The following is a 20,867-nucleotide window of genomic DNA, read 5'->3' on the forward strand; positions in this document are numbered from 1 at the left end:
CCATGGCAGTCGACATCGTGAAGTCCCCGGGCGGCGAGGACCCGACGATCGGGAAGCTCGTCGTCGACGCCACTCGTGACATCTCCGAGCTCGTCAACAAGGAGATCACGCTGGCCAAGCAGGAGCTCAAGGTCTCGGTGACCAACGCCGGCGTCGGCATCGGCCTCTTCGCCGCCGCCGCGTTCCTGCTCGTCCTGGCCGTGATCATGCTCTCCGTCTCGGTGGCCTACTTCATCCACTGGGCCGGCCTCGGCCTGCACTGGTCCTTCCTCATCGTCTTCGGCTTCTACGTCTTGTTGGCCGCGTTGCTCGGATTCATCGGCGTACTCAAGGTGAAGAAGGTCAAGGCCCCCGAGAAGGCCATCGCCCAGGGCAAGGAGATCCCCCGGGCGCTCAAGGGCCAGCGCTGACCCCTCCGCCGAATCGGTAGTTGTGGCAGCCGAATCGGTAGTTGTGGCGGCCGAGTAGGTCGTTCTGGCGACCTCGTCCGGGCCATTCACTGTCCACAGGCACGCCTCGCGCCGGAGTTATCCACAGCCGGCCGAAACTGCGATGAATTTCGTACGTCGCGAGCGCACAGTGGCTCGCATGAACCTGTCAGTTGTCGGCGCTGCCTCGGCTCTGCCAGCGCGCCCCTTTACCGCCAGCGAGCTCAACGAGCTCTCCATCAAGAGGTACGACCTCCGCGTTGCCGTCGAGCGCGGTGAGGTCTTGAGACCCTTCCGCGGTGTCTTCATCCCGTCCGGCGTCGAGGACACCGCGGAGACGCGTGCGGCAGCGGTCTCACGCGTCGTCACTCCCCACCACGTCGTCTCCGACCGCACCGCGGCATGGATCCACGGGGTCAACACCTACTCGCTCAGCGAACAGGCACAGATTCCGGCCATCGAGACCTGCGCTCGTCGTGGCTATGCGCCCACGCGCCTCGAAGGCGTCGATGGCCGCTCGCGTGACCTCCTCGACCGGGACATCATGACGATCAACGGGGTAAGGATCACCACCCCTGTGCGAACAGCGCTCGACCTCGGCTGCAATCTGAAGCGCCGCGAGGCGATGGCCGCCCTCAACGAGTTGGCCAGAGAGCACGGCATCACCCGATCCGACCTCTACCAGGAGCTTCCTCGCTTCAAGGGTCGCCGCGGCGTCGTCCAGCTGCGAGAACTCGTCCCGCTCCTCAACCGCCATGTCGAGTCGCAGCGGGAGTCGTGGACGTTGCTGGCGATCAGCGACGCTGGTCTGCCGCTTCCCGAGACGCAGGTCTGGGTCGATGTCGAAGGCATCCCGACCTATCGACTCGACTTCGCCTACCGTCTTGCCAAGGTCGCCGTCGAATACGACGGCGAAGACCATGACGACCCCGATCAGCGGATCTACGACGAGGAACGACGGGGTTGGCTCGTCGACCACGGCTGGATCGTCATCGTCGTGCGCCGAGGCGACTTCACGGGCGATCGTCTCGACGCCTGGCTCCGGGAGATCAAGGATGCGCTCACCCCGACGTACTCCTCCCGACGGTTCTGATCGCCGAATCCGCAGTTGTGGCGGCCGAGTCGGCGAAAAGTCAGCCGGCGCAGGCTCCGGTGTCGACGGCAGCGGTCTGCGAGCGAGCCTCGCGAGCGATGTCGATGACCTGGTCGGTGGTGAGGGCGTAGCCGGTCTCGGAGTCGGTGACCGAGGCGGCGAAGACGACGCCGACGACGTCTCCCTCGGAGTCGACGATGGGGCCTCCGGAGTTGCCGGGGCGGATGAGGCTGCGTACGGAGTAGACGTCTCGGATGACGGTGCCGACGCCGTAGATGTCGGGCGAGCGGAGGCGCTGCTCGGCACGGATACGGCCGGGCTGTACGTCGAAGGGGCCGTCCTGCGGATAGCCCAGGACCGCGATCGGGTCCTCGGCAGCGGCAGTGCGGTCGAACTCGAGACGGTCGAGGTTGCCGCCGCCCTTGAACTTCAGGACCGCGATGTCGATCTCTGGGTCGTAGTGGACGACCTTGGCGTCGTTGGCTCCGTCGCCGACGATCACGTTGGGGTCGTCGACGCCGGCCACGACGTGGGCGTTGGTCATCAGATAGCCGCGCCCGATGACGAAGCCGGTGCCCTCGACGCCCTTGCCACACTCGTTGGCGCCACGGATCTTGAGGACCGACTCCCCGGCGCGTACGACATCCGGGTCGGTGAGCATGCGGCGCGGGCCCGGCCCGACCTCGACGATCCGCTCGCGGGCGAACGGTTCCAGGTAGCGCGGGAAGAACGAGGTGCCGACGACGTCGTTGAACGCGCGCAGCGCACGGTCGGCGGGCGACGGCATGATCGAGTCGACCTTCGCCAGGATCGCCGACCCGCGTACGGCCGGGGTCAGCCCGTTGATCTGAGCCCCGGAGACCGCCACACCGAGCGCCCACGCGACCACCAGCACGGCAGCCGCGCTGAGCAGCGACCCGCCGAGCGCATCGACGATCCGAGCCGGCTGCCAGGTGATCTCGTCGCGCACCCGGACTCCGCCGTACTGCAGCACCGCCTGGCCGATGGATGCGCAGGCGATCACGACGAACAGCGCACCGAGCGATACCCACAACGACGGCGCCGCGCTGCCCAGCACCTTCGGCGCCAGCCAGATGCCGATGAAGCCACCGAGCAGCAGTCCACCGGTCGCGAAAGCGCCGGTGATGAAGCCCTGCCAGTAGCCCGAAAGCGCATAGGCGCCGACGAGGACGATCAGGATCCAATCAAGAAAGTTCACGGCCGATTCCGTTCGCGTCCCTGCAGCATGTATTCGGGCAACTCCTTGATCGGGGCGTCCGGAATCTCCGAGATCCACCCGAGATAGGTGAAGAAGCGGTTGATGATTCCACCTGTAAAGCCCCAGAGGATGACATCCTTCTCCGGTCCGATCAAGAACGCGGGCATCAGCCATCCCCCGCGCCCCGGCGAACCCACCTGGATCCGGTGGGCCGGATCCATGAGATCGGACAACGGCACCCGATAGACCGCGTGGACCTCCTCGACCGAGCGCGTCGTCACCGGCGACGGCTCCCGCCACCACGCGATGATCGGCACCACGGCATGGTTGGAGAACGGGATCCACAGCGCCGGCAACCGACCCACGACGTCGACACCTGTCGGATCGAGGCCGGTCTCCTCCCACGCCTCGCGGAGCGCGGCTTCCTCGGCGGTCTCCCCCGGATCGAGCCGGCCGCCCGGGAACGACACCTGGCCGGGGTGCGAGCGCATCGTGTGCGAGCGCTCGGTCAGCAACAGATCGGGGCCCTCGGGACCTTCACCGAAGAGCATGAGCACGGCCGACTCCCGCGCGCTGCCGTCCGCCGGCGGCAGGAACTGCGAGATGTCCTCGCCCTGGATCCGCTCGGCCGCGTCGACGATCTCGTCGAACCACTCCGGCCGCGCGAAGCCAGGACGGTCCGCCCGCTGAGGCTCGCTCACAGCGTGATCCCCAGCTTCTTCTCGACCAGCTGCTTCACCTGGGTCTCGCTGTCCATTCCGCCCATCTGAAGCAGCTCCACCTCACCCGAGGAGGACAGGACGTACGTCGTCGGCACCGCTCGCGCGGTGAGCGGGCCGCCCTGCAGCTCACCGCCGGGATCGGCGTACATCGGGAAGGTCACCCCGCGCGAGATCGCCTCTTCGAGCGCGACCCCGGGGACGGTGTCCAGGACGTCGATGCCGATCACCGGCACCTCGTCACCGTAGGTCTCGTAGAAGCGCTGCAGCGCGGGCATCTCCTCCTTGCAGGGCGCGCAGAAGCCCTGGAAGAGGTTGATCACCATCGGCCCCTCGAAGGAGGCGAGGTCGGCCGGCTCGCCACCACCGAGGCACGGCAGCTCGACCGACGGCAGACCACCGTCGCTCGCAGACCCCGGGCGGCACTCCTCCACGTCGGAAGCCTTCTTGGCAGCCACCATCTCGTCGGTGGCCACGTCGACGTTCGAGGAGGACGGTCCGTCGCCGAGCGGCGCGCCGGACTGCCCGCCACCGGCCGAGGACTCGGTGCCGCAACCGGCCAGGCTCGCCAGCAGCAGAGCGGCCATCGCCGCACCAACTCTACGAAGCATCAGTTGCGGCCCTCCGTGCGGACCAGCTTCGCGGCGGCGACCGGGTCGGTCGGTCCCTCACCGTACGCAGGGCACAGCTGCGACACCGGGCAGGCACCGCACGCCGGCTTCTGGGCGTGACAGATCCGCCGCCCGTGCCAGATCACGTGGTGGGACAGCATCGTCCAGTCCCGCTTCTCGAACAGTGCGCCGACCTCGTGCTCGACCTTGACCGGGTCCTTCTCCGTCGTCCAGCCGAAGCGGCGCGAGAGCCGGCCGAAATGGGTGTCGACGGTGATCCCCGGCTTGCCGAAGGCGTTGCCGAGCACCACGTTGGCAGTCTTGCGCCCGACACCGGGCAGCTTGACCAGCTGCTCCAGGCGGGAGGGCACCTCCCCGTCGTACTCCTCCACCAGCACGGCACTCAGCTTCAGCAGCGCGTCGGTCTTGGCGCGGAAGAACCCGAGCGGCCCGACGAGCTGCTCCAGGTGCTCCCGGGGCGCGGCGGCCATCTCCTTCGCGGTCGGGTAGGCCGCGAACAGGGCGGGCGAGGCCAGGTTGACCCGCTTGTCGGTCGTCTGTGCGCTCAGCACCGTGACGACCAGGCACTCGAACGGGTTGGTGAAGTCGAGCTCGGCCTTCGCATCCGGGTAGGTCTCACCGAGGATGCGGTCGATCCGACGGGCGCGACGCACCAGACCCAGGCGCGTCTCAGTCGCAAACTTCTGGGCAGGCACGCAGCAAGGCTACGCGGCCGCACCGACAATCCCGATCCGGCCCAGCAGACGACTAGCACAAATACGGCCACACACATGCACTTTCTGGGCTTATCGGTGGCTTATCGGTGGGGGATGTGCACCTGTGAGACGTTCCACAGATAGGATTCCCGGTGTAATACCCGCGGATGTGGGGAAAATCCAGGAGGAATGGCCGCAATGGACAACGACGTACTCCGTCAGGCACCGCTCTTCAGCGCACTCGACGACGAGTCGATGACGGCCCTGCACGCCTCGATGGCAGAGTCGAAGCTCCGCCGCGGAGAGGTGCTCTTTCACGAGGGTGACTCCGGCGACAAGCTGTACGTCGTGATCGACGGCAAGGTGAAGCTCGGCCGCACCTCGTCCGACGGCCGCGAGAACCTGCTCGCGATCATGGGCCCCGGCCAGATGTTCGGCGAGCTCTCGCTCTTCGACCCGGGCCCCCGCTCGGCCACCGTCACCGCGGTCACCGACTCCGCCTTCGCCAGCCTCTCGCACGAGGACCTCCTCAAGTGGCTCGAGGGCCGCCCGGTCGTCGCCCGCGGCCTGCTCGCCCAGCTGGCCGGCCGCCTCCGCAAGGCCAACGACGTCGTCGCCGACCTCGTCTTCTCCGACGTCCCCGGCCGCGTCGCGAAGGCCCTCCTCGACCTCGCCGACCGCTTCGGCCGCACCGCCGACGACGGCGTCCACGTCCACCACGACCTCACCCAGGAGGAGCTCGCCCAGCTCGTCGGCGCCTCCCGCGAGACGGTCAACAAGGCCCTGGCCGACTTCGCCAGCCGCGGCTGGCTCCGCCTCGAGCCGCGCAGCGTGGTCATCATGGATATTGAGCGCATGGCCCGCCGCGCCCGCTGAGTCTTTACCTTCCAACAGGCACCCGGCCTCCTTTCATCCGGCGTAGTAGCCGGTGAAAGGAGGCCGTGTCTTTGTTCTCCCCCACAGATCTCGATCGCGGGGCGTTCGAGCATTTCGTACGCTCCCGGGTCCCGGCGCTGTCCCGAACCGCCTACCTGCTCACCGGTGACGCGCATCTCGCCGAAGACCTCGTCCAGCAGGCGCTCCTCTCTGCCGCGAAGTCGTGGCATCGCATCCAGGGCGACCCCGAGCCGTACGTCCGGCGCATTCTCTACACCCAGAACATCTCCTGGTGGCGCCGACGTCGTCTTCAGGAGACTCCGATGGAGTCGTACGAGGCACCTTCTGCCCCGGCGAAGGACTCCGACCTCCGGCTGAGCCTCGAGCAGGCCCTCGCCGAGCTGACCCCGAGACAGCGCACGATCCTCGTGCTCAGATTCTTCGAAGATCTCACCGAGGTCCAGACCGCCCACGTCCTCGGGATCCACTCCGGCACGGTCAAGTCCACGACCCGCAAGGCTCTCGACCGCCTGCGCACCCTCGCACCTCATCTCGAGGAGCTCCTCCATGACTGACCAGCAGCTCCGCGAGGAGCTCCACCGCATCGCCGAGCGCGCCCCTGAGGTGTACGTTCCCACCGACACCTTCGCCCGCGGCCGCCGCGCCCATCGCCGCTCCGTCGTCATCGCCGTCAGTGCGATCTCGGCCGCCGTCGCCCTCATCGCCGGCTCCATCGCCCTCGCTCCGCACCGCGACTCGGCCGAGGTCGACCCCGCCCGAGGCGACACCGAGCTCGCCGTCCCCGACACGATCTATGCGGCGCCGACGTGGCTGGCCGAGACCGAAGACGGCCGCTATGTCAACGTCGGGAAGCTCGAACACGACCTGGCCATCGGCGCCGGCGCGATCGCGTACGCCCAACCGGCTCAGGACTCGAACGGCGCCGTCGCGATCGTCGTCGATGCGGACGACGGCGACTACCACCCGCTCGCCCTCGACGACTTCATCGGCCTCGATCCCTACTGGCAGAACTCATACGGCGACGACGGCGGGCACCGCCCGCTCGCCCTTTCACCGGACGGGACCCACCTGGCGTGGTCCTGGGGTCTGGGTCGTGACGCGGCGCCCGACAGTCAGCGCGTCTCGGGCGGCGTACGCATCGCCGACCTGACCACCGGCGAAATCTCCGAGTGGGACCTCAGCTACGACGGGAGCACCTACGTCACCGACGTGGAGTGGTCCGAGGGTGGCAACCAGCTGCTCTGGACCGGCCTCCAGATGGACCGCTGGGACTCCGAGGGGTACGTCCCAGGCGATGTCGTTGCGGGCGTCATCACCCACGCGTCGGCCGAGGTGACCACCTACTCCGGCGAGATCGGCGACGCGACAGACCTCAGCCTCTGGGCGGTCTCCGACGAGGGTGCGATCGCCTTCAACGGCACCCCCGATGATCAACTACATGTCCAGTCCGCCGAGGGGAAGCTCACCGCTCTGCGGCTTCCCGAGAAGGCTTCCGTCTACGTGCCGATCATGTTCCACGGCTCTGACCTCTACATCACCTCGGACGATGGGCTTGTCCCCGTGGACGGGGACGGCCAGACCTACGCCACCCCCTCCGATGGCATGTGGCGGCCAGTCGGTTGGTCGGGAGATGCGCCGCTGCTCAAACTCTACGGCGCCGACAACGTCTACTTCGGTCAGGTCTGGAACGTCGATGACGAGGCAGCGGACAAGGTCGCCGGTGGCAACTCGCTGATCGCACTCGACGGCAGCGCCGGGACGGTTGCGGACACGGTGAGCATCGCCTACGACCTCATCGACGCCGACTCGATCAAGCACCCGACGGTGCCTCGGAGCAAACCGTTCTTCTGGCCTCCGTGGATCGGCGGGGCGGTTTTCTGGCTGGTTGCTGCACTCGTGGTGGTCGTCGTCTGGCGGCGAGCGAGGCGCATGCTCCTGGTCGTCGCCGTCCTCGCTGCTCTGCTGATCCTCGCGGGCGCTCTCTTCCTCATCGATACGACCGGCGCCTTGTCGCGAGGTGACAACGTGGAGGGACCAGGCGGCGTGATCGAGATCGAGGCGCAAGGTGATTCGAACGCACCGAGTCGTGCTGTGATTCCCACCCAGATCCGCTGGAACGACCCGTTTCAGGAGGGCGCTCCCAACGTGCCCGTCAGCACCTCGTTCGACGTCGGCTGGGCCGTCGCCGCCTTCGAGGATCCCTACAGCCGGGAACAGATCCAAGCCGTGGTGATCACTGCGGCAGGCAGCTACCACAGGCTCGCCCTGCCGGACAGCGACGGAACCCGAGTGCTCTCCGACGAACCGACCGTGGAACTGTCACCCGACGGTTCTCGACTCGCGTATTCGACGTGGAAGGGGCCTGACGGAAGTCGCGTCAACATCGTCAACCTGCTCTCAGGGGATGTCGACACCTTCGTTCTCGGGATCACCGGCAATCACAACCGGGTGAGGAGCCTCGCCTGGTCACCCGATTCCACCTGGCTGGTGTGGTCCAGCGAGCAGGGAGGGTCTGAGGATGCAGGGAGGATCAACATCTCGGACGGCACGAGCCAACACCTTCCTGATGGCTCCTGGACCAACGCGGGCATCTCCGCCGACGGCACGGTCGGGATGCGTTCGAACGACCGTACGCGGGTATGGCCAGGCTATGAAGGTGACTTTCCGGGAGACGAGTCCACCACGGTGTCGACCTGGGTCGGATCCACGGTCGGCGACGACGGTCCGAGCATTGGTTCGGTCGGCTTCACCCGCACACGCACAGTGCTCAGCCTCGGACGGAAGCCTTCAGTTCGCAGCGTCGACGTCGACGGTCGGACCTTCGAAGGCGTCGCCGGCTGGGACCCCCATGGCACGGCGTTGATCGTGACCAGGAATGAGGACGACAGGGATCTCCGTACGGTCGCCTCCGATGGGTCGACCGACATCGTCGCTCACATCGACACCGGCGTACAGAACCTAAGCGTCGCAACGTCTTTGTCCCCTGACGTCGTGGTCTCGGTTCCGGAGACCGAGTGGGCCGAGCCCAGCCCGCTCCGCTGGCTGCCGCCCATCGGAGCCATCGGGGCGGTCGTGACCGGCTTCCTCATCTGGGGGCACATCAGACGAAAGAAGACCGAGACGGCCACCTGAACGGAGCTACTGAGGCCGGCGCTTCTGGGGATGGAGCGTCTCGTGCCGCGCCAGCATGGCGACGTACTCCTCGATCCTGCGCGCCCGGGCGGCCTCGGTCTTCAGTGCGGTGATGCGGTGATAGAGGGCGTAGCGGTTCTGCGAGGTGAGGACGTCGTACATCGCCTGCGCCTCGGGCACCGCGGCGATCGCGGCGAGGAGATCGGGAGGGGTCTCGGCGGTGGCCGGACCGGCGTACGCCGCCTCCCACCGCCCGTCCGCCTTCGCCGCCTCCACGGCCGCCCGTCCGGCGGCGGTCATCCGGCCCTCGGCCTCGAGCCGGGCGATGTGCTCGACGTTCCGCAGTGACCAGCGGCTCTTCGGCCCACGCGGCGTGAACCGCTGGAACGACGACTGTTCGTCGCGCCGCCGGGCCTGACCGTCGATCCAGCCGAAGCAGAGCGCTTCGTCGAGCGCGGTCTGCCAGGTCAACGTGGTCAGCGTGCCACCCTTCTTGGTCAGCACCAGCCAGACCGCGGGCGTGTCGGCATAGTGCTCCTCCAGCCAGGACCGCCACGCGGGCGGGTCGGGAAGCAGGAGCTCGGCTCCGGACAGGATCGGCATGAGCCGAACAGTAGGCCTCAGCGCCCAGCGAGGTAAGCCAATTGCGCTCGCACCGAGAGCTCGGCCGCACCCCACAGGACCTGATCGACGTCGGCGTACACGATCTCGACGATCGCCCTCGGGTCCGCCTCGACGGGCGTGGCGCCGAGCTCGGCGAGGGCGCCCTCGACCTGTCCGAGGCGCTCGCGGCGGTGGGCGATGTAGTAGTCGAGCGCTCCGAGAGCGTTCCCGATGACCGGGCCATGACCGGGCCAGACGCTGCCGACGCCGTGCTCGGAGGCGAGCGCGTGGAGGCGGTCGAGCGAGTCCAGATAGGCACCGAGCTCGCCGTCGGGGTGGGCGACCACGGTGGTCCCGCGCCCGAGGACAGTGTCTCCGGTGAGTACGGCTCCGTCTCCCGGCAGCCAGAACGACAGCGAGTCCGAGGTGTGCCCGGGTGTCCCGACGACGCGGATCTCCAGGCCGTCGACCTCGATCACGTCACCGTCGCCGAGCCCCTCGGTGCCGAGCCGGTACTCCGGATCGAGAGCACGTACGCCGGCCCCGACCCGCTCGGCGAAGGCCCGTGCCGCCTCGGAGTGGTCGTAGTGGTGATGGGTCAGCAGCACCGTCGCCACCTCGCCGGCGGCCTCCGCGACCGCATCGAGATGCCCCTCGTCGAGAGGGCCGGGGTCGATCACGACCGACCGGCGCGCTCCCGGCTCGCGCAGCACCCAGGTGTTGGTGCCGTCGAGCGACATGATGCCGGGGTTGGGCGCGAGGATGCACTGGCCGCGCTCCCCGAAGGTCCCACCTGACCAGGACTCGGTCATGAGCGTCCCCTTCCGGCGACGAGCGATGCGTGCAGCGGCATCATCGACAGGGCGTGGCCGCCGTCGACCTCCGTGACGGCCGGCGTGAACATGGTCAGCTCGCGCTCCGCGGCGGCGGCGAGCACGTCGTCCTCGGTGCCGATCGAGGCGATCTCGAGGCAGTTGAGGTAGGTCGGCGGCATCATCGCCAGCTCGCCGGCCTCGACCTGGTCGACCGCCTCGGCGGCGCTGAGCCAGTGCACCGAGGAGGACTCGCTCGACACGTCCCGGGTGACCTGCCCCTCGGGCAGCCGGGCGACGAAGAACCAGGTCGCGAAGCGCTTCGGCTCGAAGACCGGCGTCGTCCAGGCGGCCCACGGCCCCAACAGATCCGTACGCAGCACCAGCCCGCGCCGGGTCAGCAGCTCGGTCAACGACAGCGAGTGCGACTCCAGCGCGACCCGGTCCGCCTCCCAGTCCGAGCCCGAGACGTCGTCGACGACGGCATCGGCCGACGTCCCGGCGAGCAGTACGCCGCACTCCTCGAATGTCTCCCGCACCGCCGCGGCGACCAGCGCCCGCGCGCGGGCCTCGTCGACCCCGAGCCGGCGTGCCCACTCACCGGCCGACGGCCCGGCCCAGCAGGAGTCGGGCAGCTCGGCGTCGCGTACGTCCACACCACCGCCGGGGAAGACGGCCATCCCGGCGGCGAACCCCATCGTCAGCTGACGACGGAGCAGATAGACCTCCGGGCCGGAAGAGGACCCGGCATCTGAGCCCGGCCGCAGCAGCAGGACCGTCGCCGCGTCGCGCGGCTCGACCGGGGTGCGTACGCCCTCGGCGTACTCCCCGGCCAAGGCCACGATGTCGTCACCAAGCCGGACAGGAGGGATCGGGATGCGCACGCTCGTCACTGTAGCGACGCTCACACCCCGCGCCCCACCCCCATCCGAGACTCAGACCGAGGCTCAGATCTCGACGACGATCTCCACCTCGACAGGCGCGTCCAGCGGCAGGACGGGCACGCCGACGGCCGAGCGGGCGTGCCGGCCGGCGTCGCCGAAGACCTTGCCGAGCAGCTCGGAAGCACCGTTGGCGACACCCGGCTGGCCGGTGAAGTCGGGCGTGGAGGCGACGAAGCACAGCACCTTCACGACCCGCTTGACCTGCGAGAGGTCACCGATCTCGGCCTTGACCGCGGCCAGGGCGTTGAGCGCACACTGCTGCGCGGCTGCGTAGCCGTCCTCGGCCGTGACGTCCCCGCCGACCTTGCCGACCGAGAGCAGCGCACCGTCCTTCATCGGGAGCTGGCCCGAGGTGAAGACGTGGTTGCCCGAGCGCACCGCCGGGATGTATGCGGCCACCGGCGGCACCACGTCCGGGACGCTCAGCCCGAGCTCGGCGAGGACCTCCTCAGGGGCGGCGCTCACTCCGAGACCGCCCGCTTGAAGAATCCGACGTAGTTGCCCGTGCCGTTGTCGAGGATGGTGACGAGCTCCCACCCGTCGGCACCGAAGTTGTTGAGGATCTGCGCCGCTGCGTGATTGAGGACCGGCGCCACCTGGTATTCCCACTTGGTCATAGCCGCACCCTACTTCGCGAGGCCGGCACCGCTCCTCCCGATGACATGGTTGGATCTTCCAACCGAGCGACAGAGCCACTACCGTCGGCCCCGTGACTTCCACCGAGCAGCTGAAGACGTACGTCGACACCTGGTGGTCCTCGATCCAGGACCTCCTCGCGCTCCTGGAGGAGCTCTCCGAGTCCGACTGGGACCGGCCCACCGATCTGCCCGGCTGGGACGTCCGCGCCATCGCCTCCCACGTCGCTCACCTCGAGGGCCTGACCGCCGGTGCTCCGCGCGAGGAGGCGGAGGTCCCCGAGTCGGCCCACATCAGGTCGCCGATGGGCCAGTTCACCGAGGTCGGCGTGCTCACCCGCCGCGAGGCCGCACCGGCGAGCATCATCGACGAGATCCGCCGCTACTCCTCCGTACGCCATCAGGAGCTGCTCGCCTCCCCGCCCGATGACCCGGCGGCGCCCCCGCCCGGCGTCTTCGGTGCGATCGGGTGGAGCAACGGCAAGCTGCTCCGCAACCGGCCGCTCGACGTCTGGCTGCACGAGCAGGACATCCGCCGCGCGACCGGCCGCCCGGGCAACCTCGACACCGCCGGCGCCCTCCACACCGCCGACTACCTGCTCGAAGGCGTCGGGTTCGTGCTCGCCAAGAAGGCCGGCGCCGACCCCGGCTGCACGGTCGTGGTCGAGGCCGAGGGCCACGCTCCGTACGCCTTCACGGTCACCCGGGAGGGCAAGGGAGTCCCCGTCGTGGACCCGGTGGCCGAGCCCACCGTCACACTCTCCACCGACCGCGAGACGTACGTCCTCCTCGCCGGCGGCCGGGCCTCCGCCGACCCCGCCAAGGTGACGATCACCGGCGACACCACGCTCGGCAGCAAGATTGTCGAGAACCTCAACATCACCCCCTGACGGCACGTCCCCGTTAGAGTCACCCCATGAGTTCCGACTGGCCCCATGTGCAGCTGCACGTGGTGACCGGCAAGGGCGGCACGGGCAAGTCGACGGTGGCTGCGGCCCTGGCGCTCGGGCTGGCCTCCCACGGAAAGAACGTCCTGCTCTGCGAGGTCGAGGGCCGGCAGGGAGTGGCGCGGATGTTCGACGTCGACCCGCTGCCCTATGCCGAGACCCGCATCGCGACCGGGCTGCGGATGCGCTCCCGGTCCGGCGCCGACGCCGAGCCGGGCAACGTCTACGCCCTGCACATCGCTCCTGAGGAAGCGCTCCTCGAATACCTCAAGATGTACTACAAGCTCGGCCCGGCCGGCCGCGCCCTCGACCGCTTCGGCGTCATCGAGTTCGCGACCACGATCGCGCCCGGGGTCAGGGACGTCCTCCTGACCGGCAAGCTCTTCGAGGCCGTCCAGCGCAACAGCCGCAACAAGGGCGCCCGCACCTACGACGCCGTCGTGCTCGACGCTCCCCCGACCGGCCGGATCACGACCTTCCTGAACGTGTCCGAGTCCGTTGCGGGCCTGGCCAAGGTCGGTCCGATCAAGAACCAGGCCGACACGATGATGACGCTGTTCCGCTCCCGGCGGACCGCGGTGCATCTGGTCACCCTGCTCGAGGAGATGCCGGTCCAGGAGACCGCAGACGGCATCAGCGAGCTCCGTGCCGCCGGGCTCCCGGTCGGCGGCGTCATCGTCAACCAGGTGCGCCCTCGCGACCTCCCCGACGAGTCCCTCGCCGCCGCCCTCACCGGCTCGCTCGACGGCGAGACCATCGCCGAGGACCTCAAGCGCGCCGGCGTCGAGCCCGACCCGGCCCTGATCGCCGCGCTGACCACGGAGGCGAAGGAGTACGCCGAGCGCCGATCCCTCGAGGACGCCCAGCGTGACCTCGTCGCCGGTCTCGGTGTCCCGACCTACGAACTCAACCGGATCGCCGGCGGCATCGACATCGGCGGGCTCTACGAGCTCGCTGCCGAGCTGAAGGACCAGGGGCTCGCATGACGTCTCACCCACGCGTCGGCCCGCTGGCCGCCCACGCCGACCACACCCGGACCCTCGAGGTCGACCGGCTGCTCGACGATCGCAACACCCACATCATCGTCTGCTGCGGCAGCGGCGGTGTCGGCAAGACGACCACGTCGGCCGCACTCGCCCTGCGGGCGGCCGAGCGCGGCCGCAAGGTGGTCGTGCTGACGATCGACCCCGCCCGGCGCCTCGCCCAGTCGATGGGCATCGCCCAGCTCGACAACACCCCGCGCCCCGTACCCGGGGTCGGACCGGGCCGGCTCGACGCGATGATGCTCGACATGAAGCGCACCTTCGACGAGGTGGTCGAGTCCCAGGCCAGCCCCGAGAAGGCCCAGCAGATCCTCAACAACCAGTTCTACATCGCGCTGAGCTCCAGCTTCGCGGGCACGCAGGAATACATGGCGATGGAGAAGCTCGGCCAGCTCTACCGCGACTCGTTCGCCCACAACGGCGGCAACGGCGACTACGACCTGATCGTCGTCGACACGCCCCCGAGCCGGAGCGCCCTCGACTTCCTCGACGCACCCGAACGCCTCTCCAGCTTCCTCGACGGCCGGTTCCTGCGCCTGATGCTGGCGCCGGCGAAGGGACCGGTCCGGCTGATGTCGGCCGGGATCAGCATCGTGACCAACGCGCTCAAGAAGGTGCTCGGCGGGCAGATGCTCACCGACCTGCAGACCTTCGTCACCGCGCTCGACACCGTCTTCGGTGGCTTCCGGCAACGAGCACAGGAGACGTACGCACTGCTCCAGGCCGACGAGACCGCCTTCCTCGTCATCGCGGCGCCTGAGCCCGACGCACTGCGCGAGGCCGCCTACTTCGTCGAGCGGCTCTCCGGTGACCGGATGCCGCTCCAGGGGCTGGTCGTCAACCGGGCCACCCTGCCCGACGAGGCCTCGCTCACCGCCGCCGCGGCCGGTGCCGCCTCGGAGCGTCTCCCCGACGCACCGCTCACCGCCGGCCTGCTGCGGCTCCACGCCGACCGCGCCCTGCTGGTCGAGCGTCAGGACCAGCTGCGCGAGCGCTTCGCCGTCGCCCACCCGCACGTGCCGACCGCCGTGGTGCCGGCGCTGCCCGGTGACGTACACGATCTCGACGGGCTCCGCGAGATCGGCCGGTTGCTGGCCCAGGGCTGAGCACCTGGAAAAAGGGTCGAGCCAGGACGTACGTCACGTACGTCCTGGCTCAGACCAAGATCTTCAGCGATCCACTCGAGTAGGGGACGAGTGATCACTCCACCGAGGCACGGGTGCGTGCGGCCTCGAGCACGGCACGCCACGAGGCGTTGGGGCTGCGGCGGAGCAGCGCGCGACGCTCGCGCTCGGTCATGCCGCCCCAGACACCCCACTCGATCTGGTTGTCGAGCGCCTCGGCCAGGCACTCGGTGCGGACCGCGCAGCCGGAGCAGACCAGCTTGGCCTTGTTCTGCTCGGCGCCACGTACGAAGAGCTCGTCGGGCTCGTTCTCACGACAAGCGGCCTGTAGCGACCATTCATCAACCCACATTGTGTGCCATCCCTTCGTCGGAGCGCATCGCCCTCCCCAGTTGACGGCGTGGGCGCCCGTGCGGACTAAAGGTTAAGGACCCTGACCTGTCGAGTGACACACCCTTCTTACCCAAAGTACGTAGTCCGAAATGACTAGTAGGGGCCTCGGGACCCCTTTGTGGCCTCCCTGTCCGGCCCCGGTTGCGAATCATGTGCTATTAGCCGCGATCACCTACGATGACGAGCATGTCCTCGCCGTCGCTGCGCCCGCAGACCGTGCTCAAGCATCTCGCCGTCATGTGTGGAGTGGCAGCCGTCCTCGGGGTCGTCGCCGCAGGTCTGGCCATCCCCTTCGCCGGGGTGGCCGGGATCGCGGCCAAGGAGACGGCCGAGAAGATGGACTCGCTGCCGAAGGCCTTCGAGGTCGACGACATGTCCCAGACGACCAAGATCGTCGACCGCAAGGGCAACCTGATCACGACGCTCTACGACCAGAACCGCGTCTACCGCCCGCTCGACCAGATCTCGTCCAACATGACGAAGGCGCTCCTGGCGATCGAGGACTACCGCTTCTACCAACACGGCGCGATGGACCTCAAGGGCACGCTGCGCGCGCTGATCACCAACCAGGCCAGCGACTCGGTCCAGGGTGGCTCCTCGATCACCCAGCAGCTGGTGAAGACGACGCTGGTCTACTCCGCGAAGACCGAGGCCGAGCGCAAGGCGGCCATCGAGAAGTCGACCGCCCGCAAGATCCGCGAGCTGCGCTACGCGATCGCGCTGGAGGAGCAGCACTCGAAGGACTGGATCCTGGAGCGCTACCTCAACGCGGCCTACTTCGGTGACGGCGCCTACGGCGTCCAGGCGGCCGCGAAGCACTACTTCAACGTCAACGCCTCCGAGCTCAACTGGCAGCAGTCGGCGATGCTGGCCGGGATGGTGAAGAACCCCACCGGCTACGACCCGACCAACTACCCCGACGCCACCATCGCCCGCCGCAACGTCGTCATCGACCGGATGGCCGCGCTCAAGGTCGTCTCCCGTCCCGAGGCGGAGAAGCTGAAGGACGCCGGCCTCGGCCTCAACGTGCAGAAGCAGCGCAACGGCTGCCTCGGCTCGTCCGCGGAGTTCTTCTGCGACTACGTTCTCAACTGGCTGGTCAAGGATCCCTCCTTCGGCGAGACGGAGGCCGACCGACTGGCGCTGATCAGGTCCAGCGGCCTGACCATCAAGACCACGTTGGACCAGCGTTTCCAGGACGCGGCTCAGGCCTCGGTCGAAGACCACGTCAACGCCACGGACGACGCGATCGGCGCGCTTGCCATGGTCGAGCCCGGCACCGGCCGGGTGCGAGGGCTCGCCCAATCGCGGCCGATGGGCGACAAGCGGAAGAAGGGCCAGTCGTACCTCAACTACATGGTCCCGACCCAGTACGGTGACTCGGCCGGATTCCAGGCCGGATCCACCTTCAAACCGTTCGTCCTGACTGCCGCGATCGAGCAGGGCTTTCCGCTCAAGCAGAAGATCAACTCCCCTGAACAGCTGACGCTCGACCAGTCGTCGTTCGCGCCTTGCCCTGGCGACGGCAAGTTCAACGGCCCGTGGCCCGTCAGGAACTCGACGACCTCAGGGATGAAGGACGCCTACACCGGCACTCGTGAGTCGGTGAACACCTTCTACGCCCAGCTCACTCAGATCACTGGATTCTGTGCCCCCTACAAGATGGCCCAGAAGATGGGCGTTCAGCTCGACGCCCCCTTCGGGCGCGACAAGGAGACCGGAGCGGCTTGCAAGTCCGCCCAGACCGGCTGCACCAACGGTGAGCGAGTGCCGTCCTTCGCTCTCGGCGTCACGAGCGTGAGCCCCCTCGAGATGGCAGAGGCGTACGCAACCTTCGGCGCTCGCGGCAAGCACTGCGACTCGGTCCCGGTGAACGAGATCCTCGACGCCAACGACAAGGTGATCAAGACCTACAAGCCAACCTGCAAGCAGGTCATGGCCCAGGGCACCGCCGATGCTGTCAACGACATCCTTCGCGGTCTCATCGAAGGCGGCTTCGCAAGCAACCAGGCACTCTCGGTGCCGGCCGCCGGCAAGACCGGAACCATCAACAGCAACATGGCCGTCTGGTTCATGGGTTACACCCCGAAGCTGGCCACCGCCGCGATGGTCGCCGGCGCTAATTACGACGGCACGTGGAAGACCCTCAACGGCCAGTACGTCGGCGGGTCCTACATCGGCGAGGCCTCCGGCTCAGCCGTCGCGGCGCCGATGTGGGGCGACGCGATGAAGGTCATCGACAAGTACCTCAAGTGGGTGGACTTCCACGAAGTCGACCCGAAGGTGATCGCGGGTAACACGGTCGACGTCCCGTGGGTCGGTGGCATGACCGTCGAGAAGGCCACGAAGGTTCTGCGAGGCGCCGGTTTCCAGGTCCAGGTGGGCCCGGAGGCTTACTCGGAGTACGACCGCGGCCTGGTGGCCTTCACCACCCCGTCGGGCGACGCTGCCAAGGGGTCGCCGATCACGATCTACACCTCGCTGGGCCCGGAGCCGAAGCCCGAGCCGAAGAAGAAGAAAAAGCAGCCCGAGGAGTCGACGCCCCCGGAGGACGACGCCAAGCCGAAGCCGAGAGCCGATCCGAACGAGCCCGACTTCGGCTGGGAGTGGCCGACCGGCTGACGCCTGGCCCTGACGACGAGCGTGGCCCCCACCGATCCGGTGGGGGCCACGCTTCGTTCGGTGCTGCCGTCAGGCGAGCTGCTTGCGCACCTCAGCGGCCACGGCGCCGCCATCGGCCTTGCCCTTGGTCTGCGGGGTCAGGATGCCCATCACCTTGCCCATCGCGCGCATCCCCTCCTCGGCGGCACCGGTCTGGGCGATGGCCTTGCTGACCAGGTCGGAAATCTCCTCGGCGCTCAGCTGAGCGGGCAGATACTCCGTGATCACCGCCGCCTCCCCGGTCTCCTTCTCGGCCTGCTCGGTGCGGCCGCCCTCGGCGAAGGCGGTGGCCGCCTCGCGGCGCTTCTTGGCCTCACGGGTGAGGATCGTGATGATCTCGTCGTCGGTGAGCTCCTTGGCCTCCTTACCGGCGACCTCGGCCTCGCTGATCGCGGCCATGACCATCCGCAGCGTGCCGGCACGGTCCTTGTCCCGAGCCTTCATCGCGGAGGTCAGGTCGGTGCGAAGTCGGTCCTTCAAAGAGCTCATGGGACCCATTGTGGCAGGGTTGAGCCATGCGGCTCGCCTCAGTAATCGGCGCAACCCTCGCCACCGGGCTCGCCACCGGCGCGGCCCTGACGACGTACGCCCTGTGGGAGGCCCGTCAGTACACGCTGCGCGAGGTGACGCTGCCCGTGCTTCCGGAGGGCGCGGACCCGCTGCGGGTGCTGCACCTCTCCGACATGCACGTGGTCCCCTCGCAGCACAAGAAGCTCGACTGGATCGCCTCGCTGGCCGCGTTGAAGCCGGACCTGGTCGTCGACACCGGCGACAACCTCGCCCACCAGCGGGCGGTGCCGGCGATCGTCAACGCCCTCGGCACGCTGCTCGACGTGCCCGGGGTCTTCGTGCACGGGTCCAACGACTACTACGAGCCGCGGATGCGCAACCCGTTCGGCTACCTGCTGCCGGACAACGGCAAGCGGCGTACGAACGTGCCGGAGCTGCCCTGGCGCGACCTGTCCGCGTCCTTCACCAAGTCGGGCTGGCTCGATCTGACCAACACGCGCTCGTCGCTGACGGTCAACGGCATCGAGTTCGCCTTCGCCGGCGTCGACGACCCACACCTGGGACTCGACAACCTGCCCGCGGTCGCCGGGCCGGCGGACGCCGCTGCGGACGTACGCCTCGGGGTCGCGCACGCGCCTTATCTGCGGGTCCTGGACCAGTTCACCGCCGACGGCTACGACGCGATTCTGGCCGGTCACACCCACGGTGGTCAGGTCTGCCTGCCCGGCGGGCGGGCGCTGGCCACCAACTGCGACATCGACCCCGCCCGGGCGCGCGGCCTGCACACCCACACCCATGCCGGAAGGCAGGCCTGGCTGCACGTCTCGGCCGGCCTCGGCACCTCTCCCTACACCCGGATCCGCATCGCCTGCCGCCCCGAGGCCACCCTGCTGACGCTGACTCCGCGTGGTGCGTCTCGACGGTAGGGCTCGATTACGAGTCGGAGCAGTCTCTGGGCTATGCTCATTTCTCGTTGGACCGTTGATCGGTGCAGCATTCGGGTTGTAGCGCAGCTTGGTAGCGCACCTCGTTCGGGACGAGGGGGCCGCAGGTTCAAATCCTGTCAACCCGACATCGAGTTCAGGCTCGGAGATCGCAAGATCTCCGAGCCTGAGTTCATTTCCCGCCGGTAGTGTCGACGCCATGAGCTTCGACACTCGCAACGGCACCCGCGGCGCCAGGCAGCCCACCGCCAACCCCCTCCTGAAGCTGGGCAACAAGCTGATGATGCGCCGGGCCCGCAAGAGCGACTCCACGACGGCCGGGATGCGCCTGCTCGTGCTCACGACGATCGGCAAGAAGAGCGGCGAACCCCGTTCGTCGCCGCTGGCCTGGTTCCCCGGCGATGACGGCTCCTGGCTGATCGTCGCCTCCGCCGGCGGCGCGGCGAAGAACCCAGCGTGGTACTACAACCTCGCGGCCAACCCCGACCGCGTCACGATCGAGCTGGGCGGCGAGACCATCCCGGTGGTCGCCGAGCAGCTCCACGGTGAGGAGCGGGCGCAGGCCTGGGCGACGATCGTCGCGTCGGCTGCCAACTTCGGGAGCTACGAGAAGAAGACCGATCGCGAGATCCCGGTCATCCGTCTGACCCGCGCCTGAGTTCAAATGTGACGCGCGGCATGCGAAACTGCCCCTCATGAGCAACGACCCCGCCGACAAGCTCGCCGCGCCGTCGTTCGGCTTCAAGAAGAAGCGCGGGGGCACGAAGCCGACAAGCACCAAGCCGGAGAAGGCTCCCGCCGAGAAGACTCAGGTGCTGGAGACGGCGCCACCCGTCGTCGCTCCCGAGCCGCCTGCGGAGAAGTCCGCGGCGAAGCCTGCACCGAAACCTGCGAAGAAGCCTGCGCCGAAGCCTGCGCCCAAGCAGAAGGCCGAGAAGCCGGCCAAGCCCGCGAAGGAGCCGAAGGCACCCAAGGCTCCGCGAGAGCCGAAGGCCCCGAGGCAGCCGATGGACGCGATCCAGCGGCGCATCAACCTCGGCACCCCGTCGGGCTTGTCCGCGGCGGTCATGATCGGCGCCATCGTCGGCGCGGTCATGGCTCTGGCCGTCTGGTTCAGCGGCATGGTGAGCCAGTGGACGCGTGGCACCTCGTCGCTCGGCGACACCGGCGCGGTCGTCCTCATCGCCGTCTTCGTGCTCGCGGTCCTCGTCGGCGGCTACCTCCTCCGCCTGGCCAGCGCCCGCTCCCCCTTCACGATCAGCTTCCTCGGCTCGGCCCTTGTCGCCGTACTCTCGATGCTGTTCCTCACCGAGGTCTTCAACCACGCCTGGGGCGTGATCATCGTGGTGATCCTCACCGCCGCCGCGTATGCCCTCGCCTACTGGGTGACGACCAACTACATCGACTGACCACCCAGGCCGAGGCGTCACCTACGT

General features: G+C 68.4%; 23 protein-coding genes and 1 tRNA gene. 13 read left to right on the forward strand and 11 right to left on the reverse strand.

Annotation, left to right across the window (positions count from 1 at the left end; translation table 11 throughout):
• Positions 1-2: 2 nt before the first annotated feature.
• Positions 3-410, forward strand: coding sequence for a phage holin family protein (locus tag HD557_RS24600; protein WP_008356285.1), 408 nt, complete (start codon positions 3-5; stop codon positions 408-410).
• A 178-nt stretch (positions 411-588) separates the two neighbouring features.
• A complete protein-coding gene (locus HD557_RS24605) occupies positions 589-1,521 on the forward strand; it encodes a DUF559 domain-containing protein (protein WP_008356283.1) in 933 nt (310 codons plus the stop codon).
• Positions 1,522-1,561: 40 nt separating this feature from the next.
• Here HD557_RS24605 and HD557_RS24610 read toward each other — a convergent pair whose 3' ends face one another.
• From HD557_RS24610 to nth, 4 genes are read right to left on the reverse strand one after another with little or no spacing between them, the layout of a single operon-like run.
• Positions 1,562-2,740, reverse strand: coding sequence for a MarP family serine protease (locus HD557_RS24610; RefSeq protein ID WP_008356278.1), 1,179 nt, complete (start codon positions 2,738-2,740; stop codon positions 1,562-1,564).
• Entirely contained in the window at positions 2,737-3,441 is a 705-nt protein-coding gene (locus HD557_RS24615) for an NUDIX hydrolase (protein WP_008356276.1), read from the reverse strand. The genes HD557_RS24610 and HD557_RS24615 overlap by 4 nt, the downstream gene beginning before the upstream one ends.
• A complete protein-coding gene (locus HD557_RS24620; protein ID WP_196875811.1) occupies positions 3,438-4,070 on the reverse strand; it encodes a TlpA family protein disulfide reductase in 633 nt (210 codons plus the stop codon). Before HD557_RS24620 ends, HD557_RS24615 begins: the two co-directional genes overlap by 4 nt.
• Positions 4,070-4,786, reverse strand: coding sequence for an endonuclease III (gene nth, locus HD557_RS24625; RefSeq protein ID WP_008356271.1), 717 nt, complete (start codon positions 4,784-4,786; stop codon positions 4,070-4,072). The genes HD557_RS24620 and nth overlap by 1 nt, the downstream gene beginning before the upstream one ends.
• 198 nt (positions 4,787-4,984) lie before the next feature.
• Between nth and HD557_RS24630 the strand changes: the two genes are divergently transcribed.
• The 3 genes from HD557_RS24630 to HD557_RS24640 all read left to right on the forward strand — a co-directional run bounded on the left by HD557_RS24630 (position 4,985) and on the right by HD557_RS24640 (position 8,815).
• Positions 4,985-5,662: a Crp/Fnr family transcriptional regulator gene (locus HD557_RS24630; protein ID WP_008356269.1), complete on the forward strand. Its 678-nt coding sequence runs from the start codon at positions 4,985-4,987 to the stop codon at positions 5,660-5,662.
• Positions 5,663-5,727: 65 nt separating this feature from the next.
• Entirely contained in the window at positions 5,728-6,237 is a 510-nt protein-coding gene (locus tag HD557_RS24635; protein ID WP_008356267.1) for a SigE family RNA polymerase sigma factor, read from the forward strand.
• Positions 6,230-8,815, forward strand: a complete 2,586-nt coding sequence (locus tag HD557_RS24640) for a TolB family protein (RefSeq protein WP_196875812.1) — start codon at positions 6,230-6,232, stop codon at positions 8,813-8,815. The genes HD557_RS24635 and HD557_RS24640 overlap by 8 nt, the downstream gene beginning before the upstream one ends.
• Before the next feature lie 6 nt (positions 8,816-8,821).
• On the opposite strand, the gene HD557_RS24645 is transcribed toward HD557_RS24640, so the two are convergent.
• The 5 genes from HD557_RS24645 to HD557_RS24665 all read right to left on the reverse strand — a co-directional run bounded on the left by HD557_RS24645 (position 8,822) and on the right by HD557_RS24665 (position 11,791).
• Positions 8,822-9,418, reverse strand: coding sequence for a YdeI/OmpD-associated family protein (locus tag HD557_RS24645; RefSeq protein ID WP_196875813.1), 597 nt, complete (start codon positions 9,416-9,418; stop codon positions 8,822-8,824).
• A 17-nt stretch (positions 9,419-9,435) separates the two neighbouring features.
• Positions 9,436-10,230, reverse strand: coding sequence for an MBL fold metallo-hydrolase (locus tag HD557_RS24650; RefSeq protein ID WP_196875814.1), 795 nt, complete (start codon positions 10,228-10,230; stop codon positions 9,436-9,438).
• Complete coding sequence (locus HD557_RS24655; protein WP_196875815.1) at positions 10,227-11,114, reverse strand: NUDIX hydrolase; 888 nt, start codon at positions 11,112-11,114, stop codon at positions 10,227-10,229. The genes HD557_RS24650 and HD557_RS24655 overlap by 4 nt, the downstream gene beginning before the upstream one ends.
• A 63-nt stretch (positions 11,115-11,177) precedes the next feature.
• Positions 11,178-11,639: a RidA family protein gene (locus HD557_RS24660; RefSeq protein WP_008356258.1), complete on the reverse strand. Its 462-nt coding sequence runs from the start codon at positions 11,637-11,639 to the stop codon at positions 11,178-11,180.
• Positions 11,636-11,791: a DUF4177 domain-containing protein gene (locus HD557_RS24665; RefSeq protein WP_008356256.1), complete on the reverse strand. Its 156-nt coding sequence runs from the start codon at positions 11,789-11,791 to the stop codon at positions 11,636-11,638. Before HD557_RS24665 ends, HD557_RS24660 begins: the two co-directional genes overlap by 4 nt.
• A 92-nt stretch (positions 11,792-11,883) precedes the next feature.
• Between HD557_RS24665 and HD557_RS24670 the strand changes: the two genes are divergently transcribed.
• Genes HD557_RS24670 through HD557_RS24680 form a run of 3 tightly spaced genes read left to right on the forward strand, consistent with a single transcriptional unit; the run spans position 11,884 to position 14,905 of the window.
• Entirely contained in the window at positions 11,884-12,699 is an 816-nt protein-coding gene (locus HD557_RS24670; protein WP_196875816.1) for a maleylpyruvate isomerase family mycothiol-dependent enzyme, read from the forward strand.
• 26 nt (positions 12,700-12,725) lie between these two features.
• Positions 12,726-13,742: an ArsA-related P-loop ATPase gene (locus HD557_RS24675; RefSeq protein ID WP_196875817.1), complete on the forward strand. Its 1,017-nt coding sequence runs from the start codon at positions 12,726-12,728 to the stop codon at positions 13,740-13,742.
• Positions 13,739-14,905 (forward strand): ArsA family ATPase, encoded by a 1,167-nt coding sequence (locus HD557_RS24680; protein ID WP_008356250.1) that lies wholly within the window; start codon positions 13,739-13,741, stop codon positions 14,903-14,905. Before HD557_RS24675 ends, HD557_RS24680 begins: the two co-directional genes overlap by 4 nt.
• A gap of 94 nt (positions 14,906-14,999) precedes the next feature.
• On the opposite strand, the gene HD557_RS24685 is transcribed toward HD557_RS24680, so the two are convergent.
• Entirely contained in the window at positions 15,000-15,275 is a 276-nt protein-coding gene (locus HD557_RS24685; RefSeq protein ID WP_008356248.1) for a WhiB family transcriptional regulator, read from the reverse strand.
• A gap of 227 nt (positions 15,276-15,502) precedes the next feature.
• Between HD557_RS24685 and HD557_RS24690 the strand changes: the two genes are divergently transcribed.
• Positions 15,503-17,938, forward strand: a complete 2,436-nt coding sequence (locus HD557_RS24690) for a transglycosylase domain-containing protein (RefSeq protein ID WP_008356246.1) — start codon at positions 15,503-15,505, stop codon at positions 17,936-17,938.
• A 69-nt stretch (positions 17,939-18,007) separates the two neighbouring features.
• On the opposite strand, the gene HD557_RS24695 is transcribed toward HD557_RS24690, so the two are convergent.
• Positions 18,008-18,466 carry a GatB/YqeY domain-containing protein gene (locus tag HD557_RS24695; protein ID WP_040754915.1) on the reverse strand — a complete coding sequence of 153 codons (459 nt, stop codon included), beginning with the start codon at positions 18,464-18,466 and terminating at the stop codon, positions 18,008-18,010.
• Between the two features lie 26 nt (positions 18,467-18,492).
• Here HD557_RS24695 and HD557_RS24700 point away from each other — a divergent pair, with 26 nt between their 5' ends.
• The 4 genes from HD557_RS24700 to HD557_RS24715 all read left to right on the forward strand — a co-directional run bounded on the left by HD557_RS24700 (position 18,493) and on the right by HD557_RS24715 (position 20,840).
• Positions 18,493-19,413, forward strand: coding sequence for a metallophosphoesterase (locus tag HD557_RS24700; protein WP_196875819.1), 921 nt, complete (start codon positions 18,493-18,495; stop codon positions 19,411-19,413).
• A 72-nt stretch (positions 19,414-19,485) separates the two neighbouring features.
• Positions 19,486-19,559, forward strand: a tRNA-Pro gene (locus tag HD557_RS24705).
• 71 nt (positions 19,560-19,630) lie between these two features.
• The gene (locus HD557_RS24710) at positions 19,631-20,089 is read left to right on the forward strand and encodes a nitroreductase/quinone reductase family protein (protein ID WP_196875820.1); all 459 of its coding nucleotides are present in this window, start codon (positions 19,631-19,633) and stop codon (positions 20,087-20,089) included.
• A gap of 37 nt (positions 20,090-20,126) precedes the next feature.
• Positions 20,127-20,840: an iron-sulfur cluster-binding protein gene (locus tag HD557_RS24715; RefSeq protein WP_008356236.1), complete on the forward strand. Its 714-nt coding sequence runs from the start codon at positions 20,127-20,129 to the stop codon at positions 20,838-20,840.
• Positions 20,841-20,867: the final 27 nt, after the last annotated feature.

The sequence above is a fragment of the Nocardioides luteus genome (assembly GCF_015752315.1).
GTDB lineage: Bacteria > Actinomycetota > Actinomycetes > Propionibacteriales > Nocardioidaceae > Nocardioides.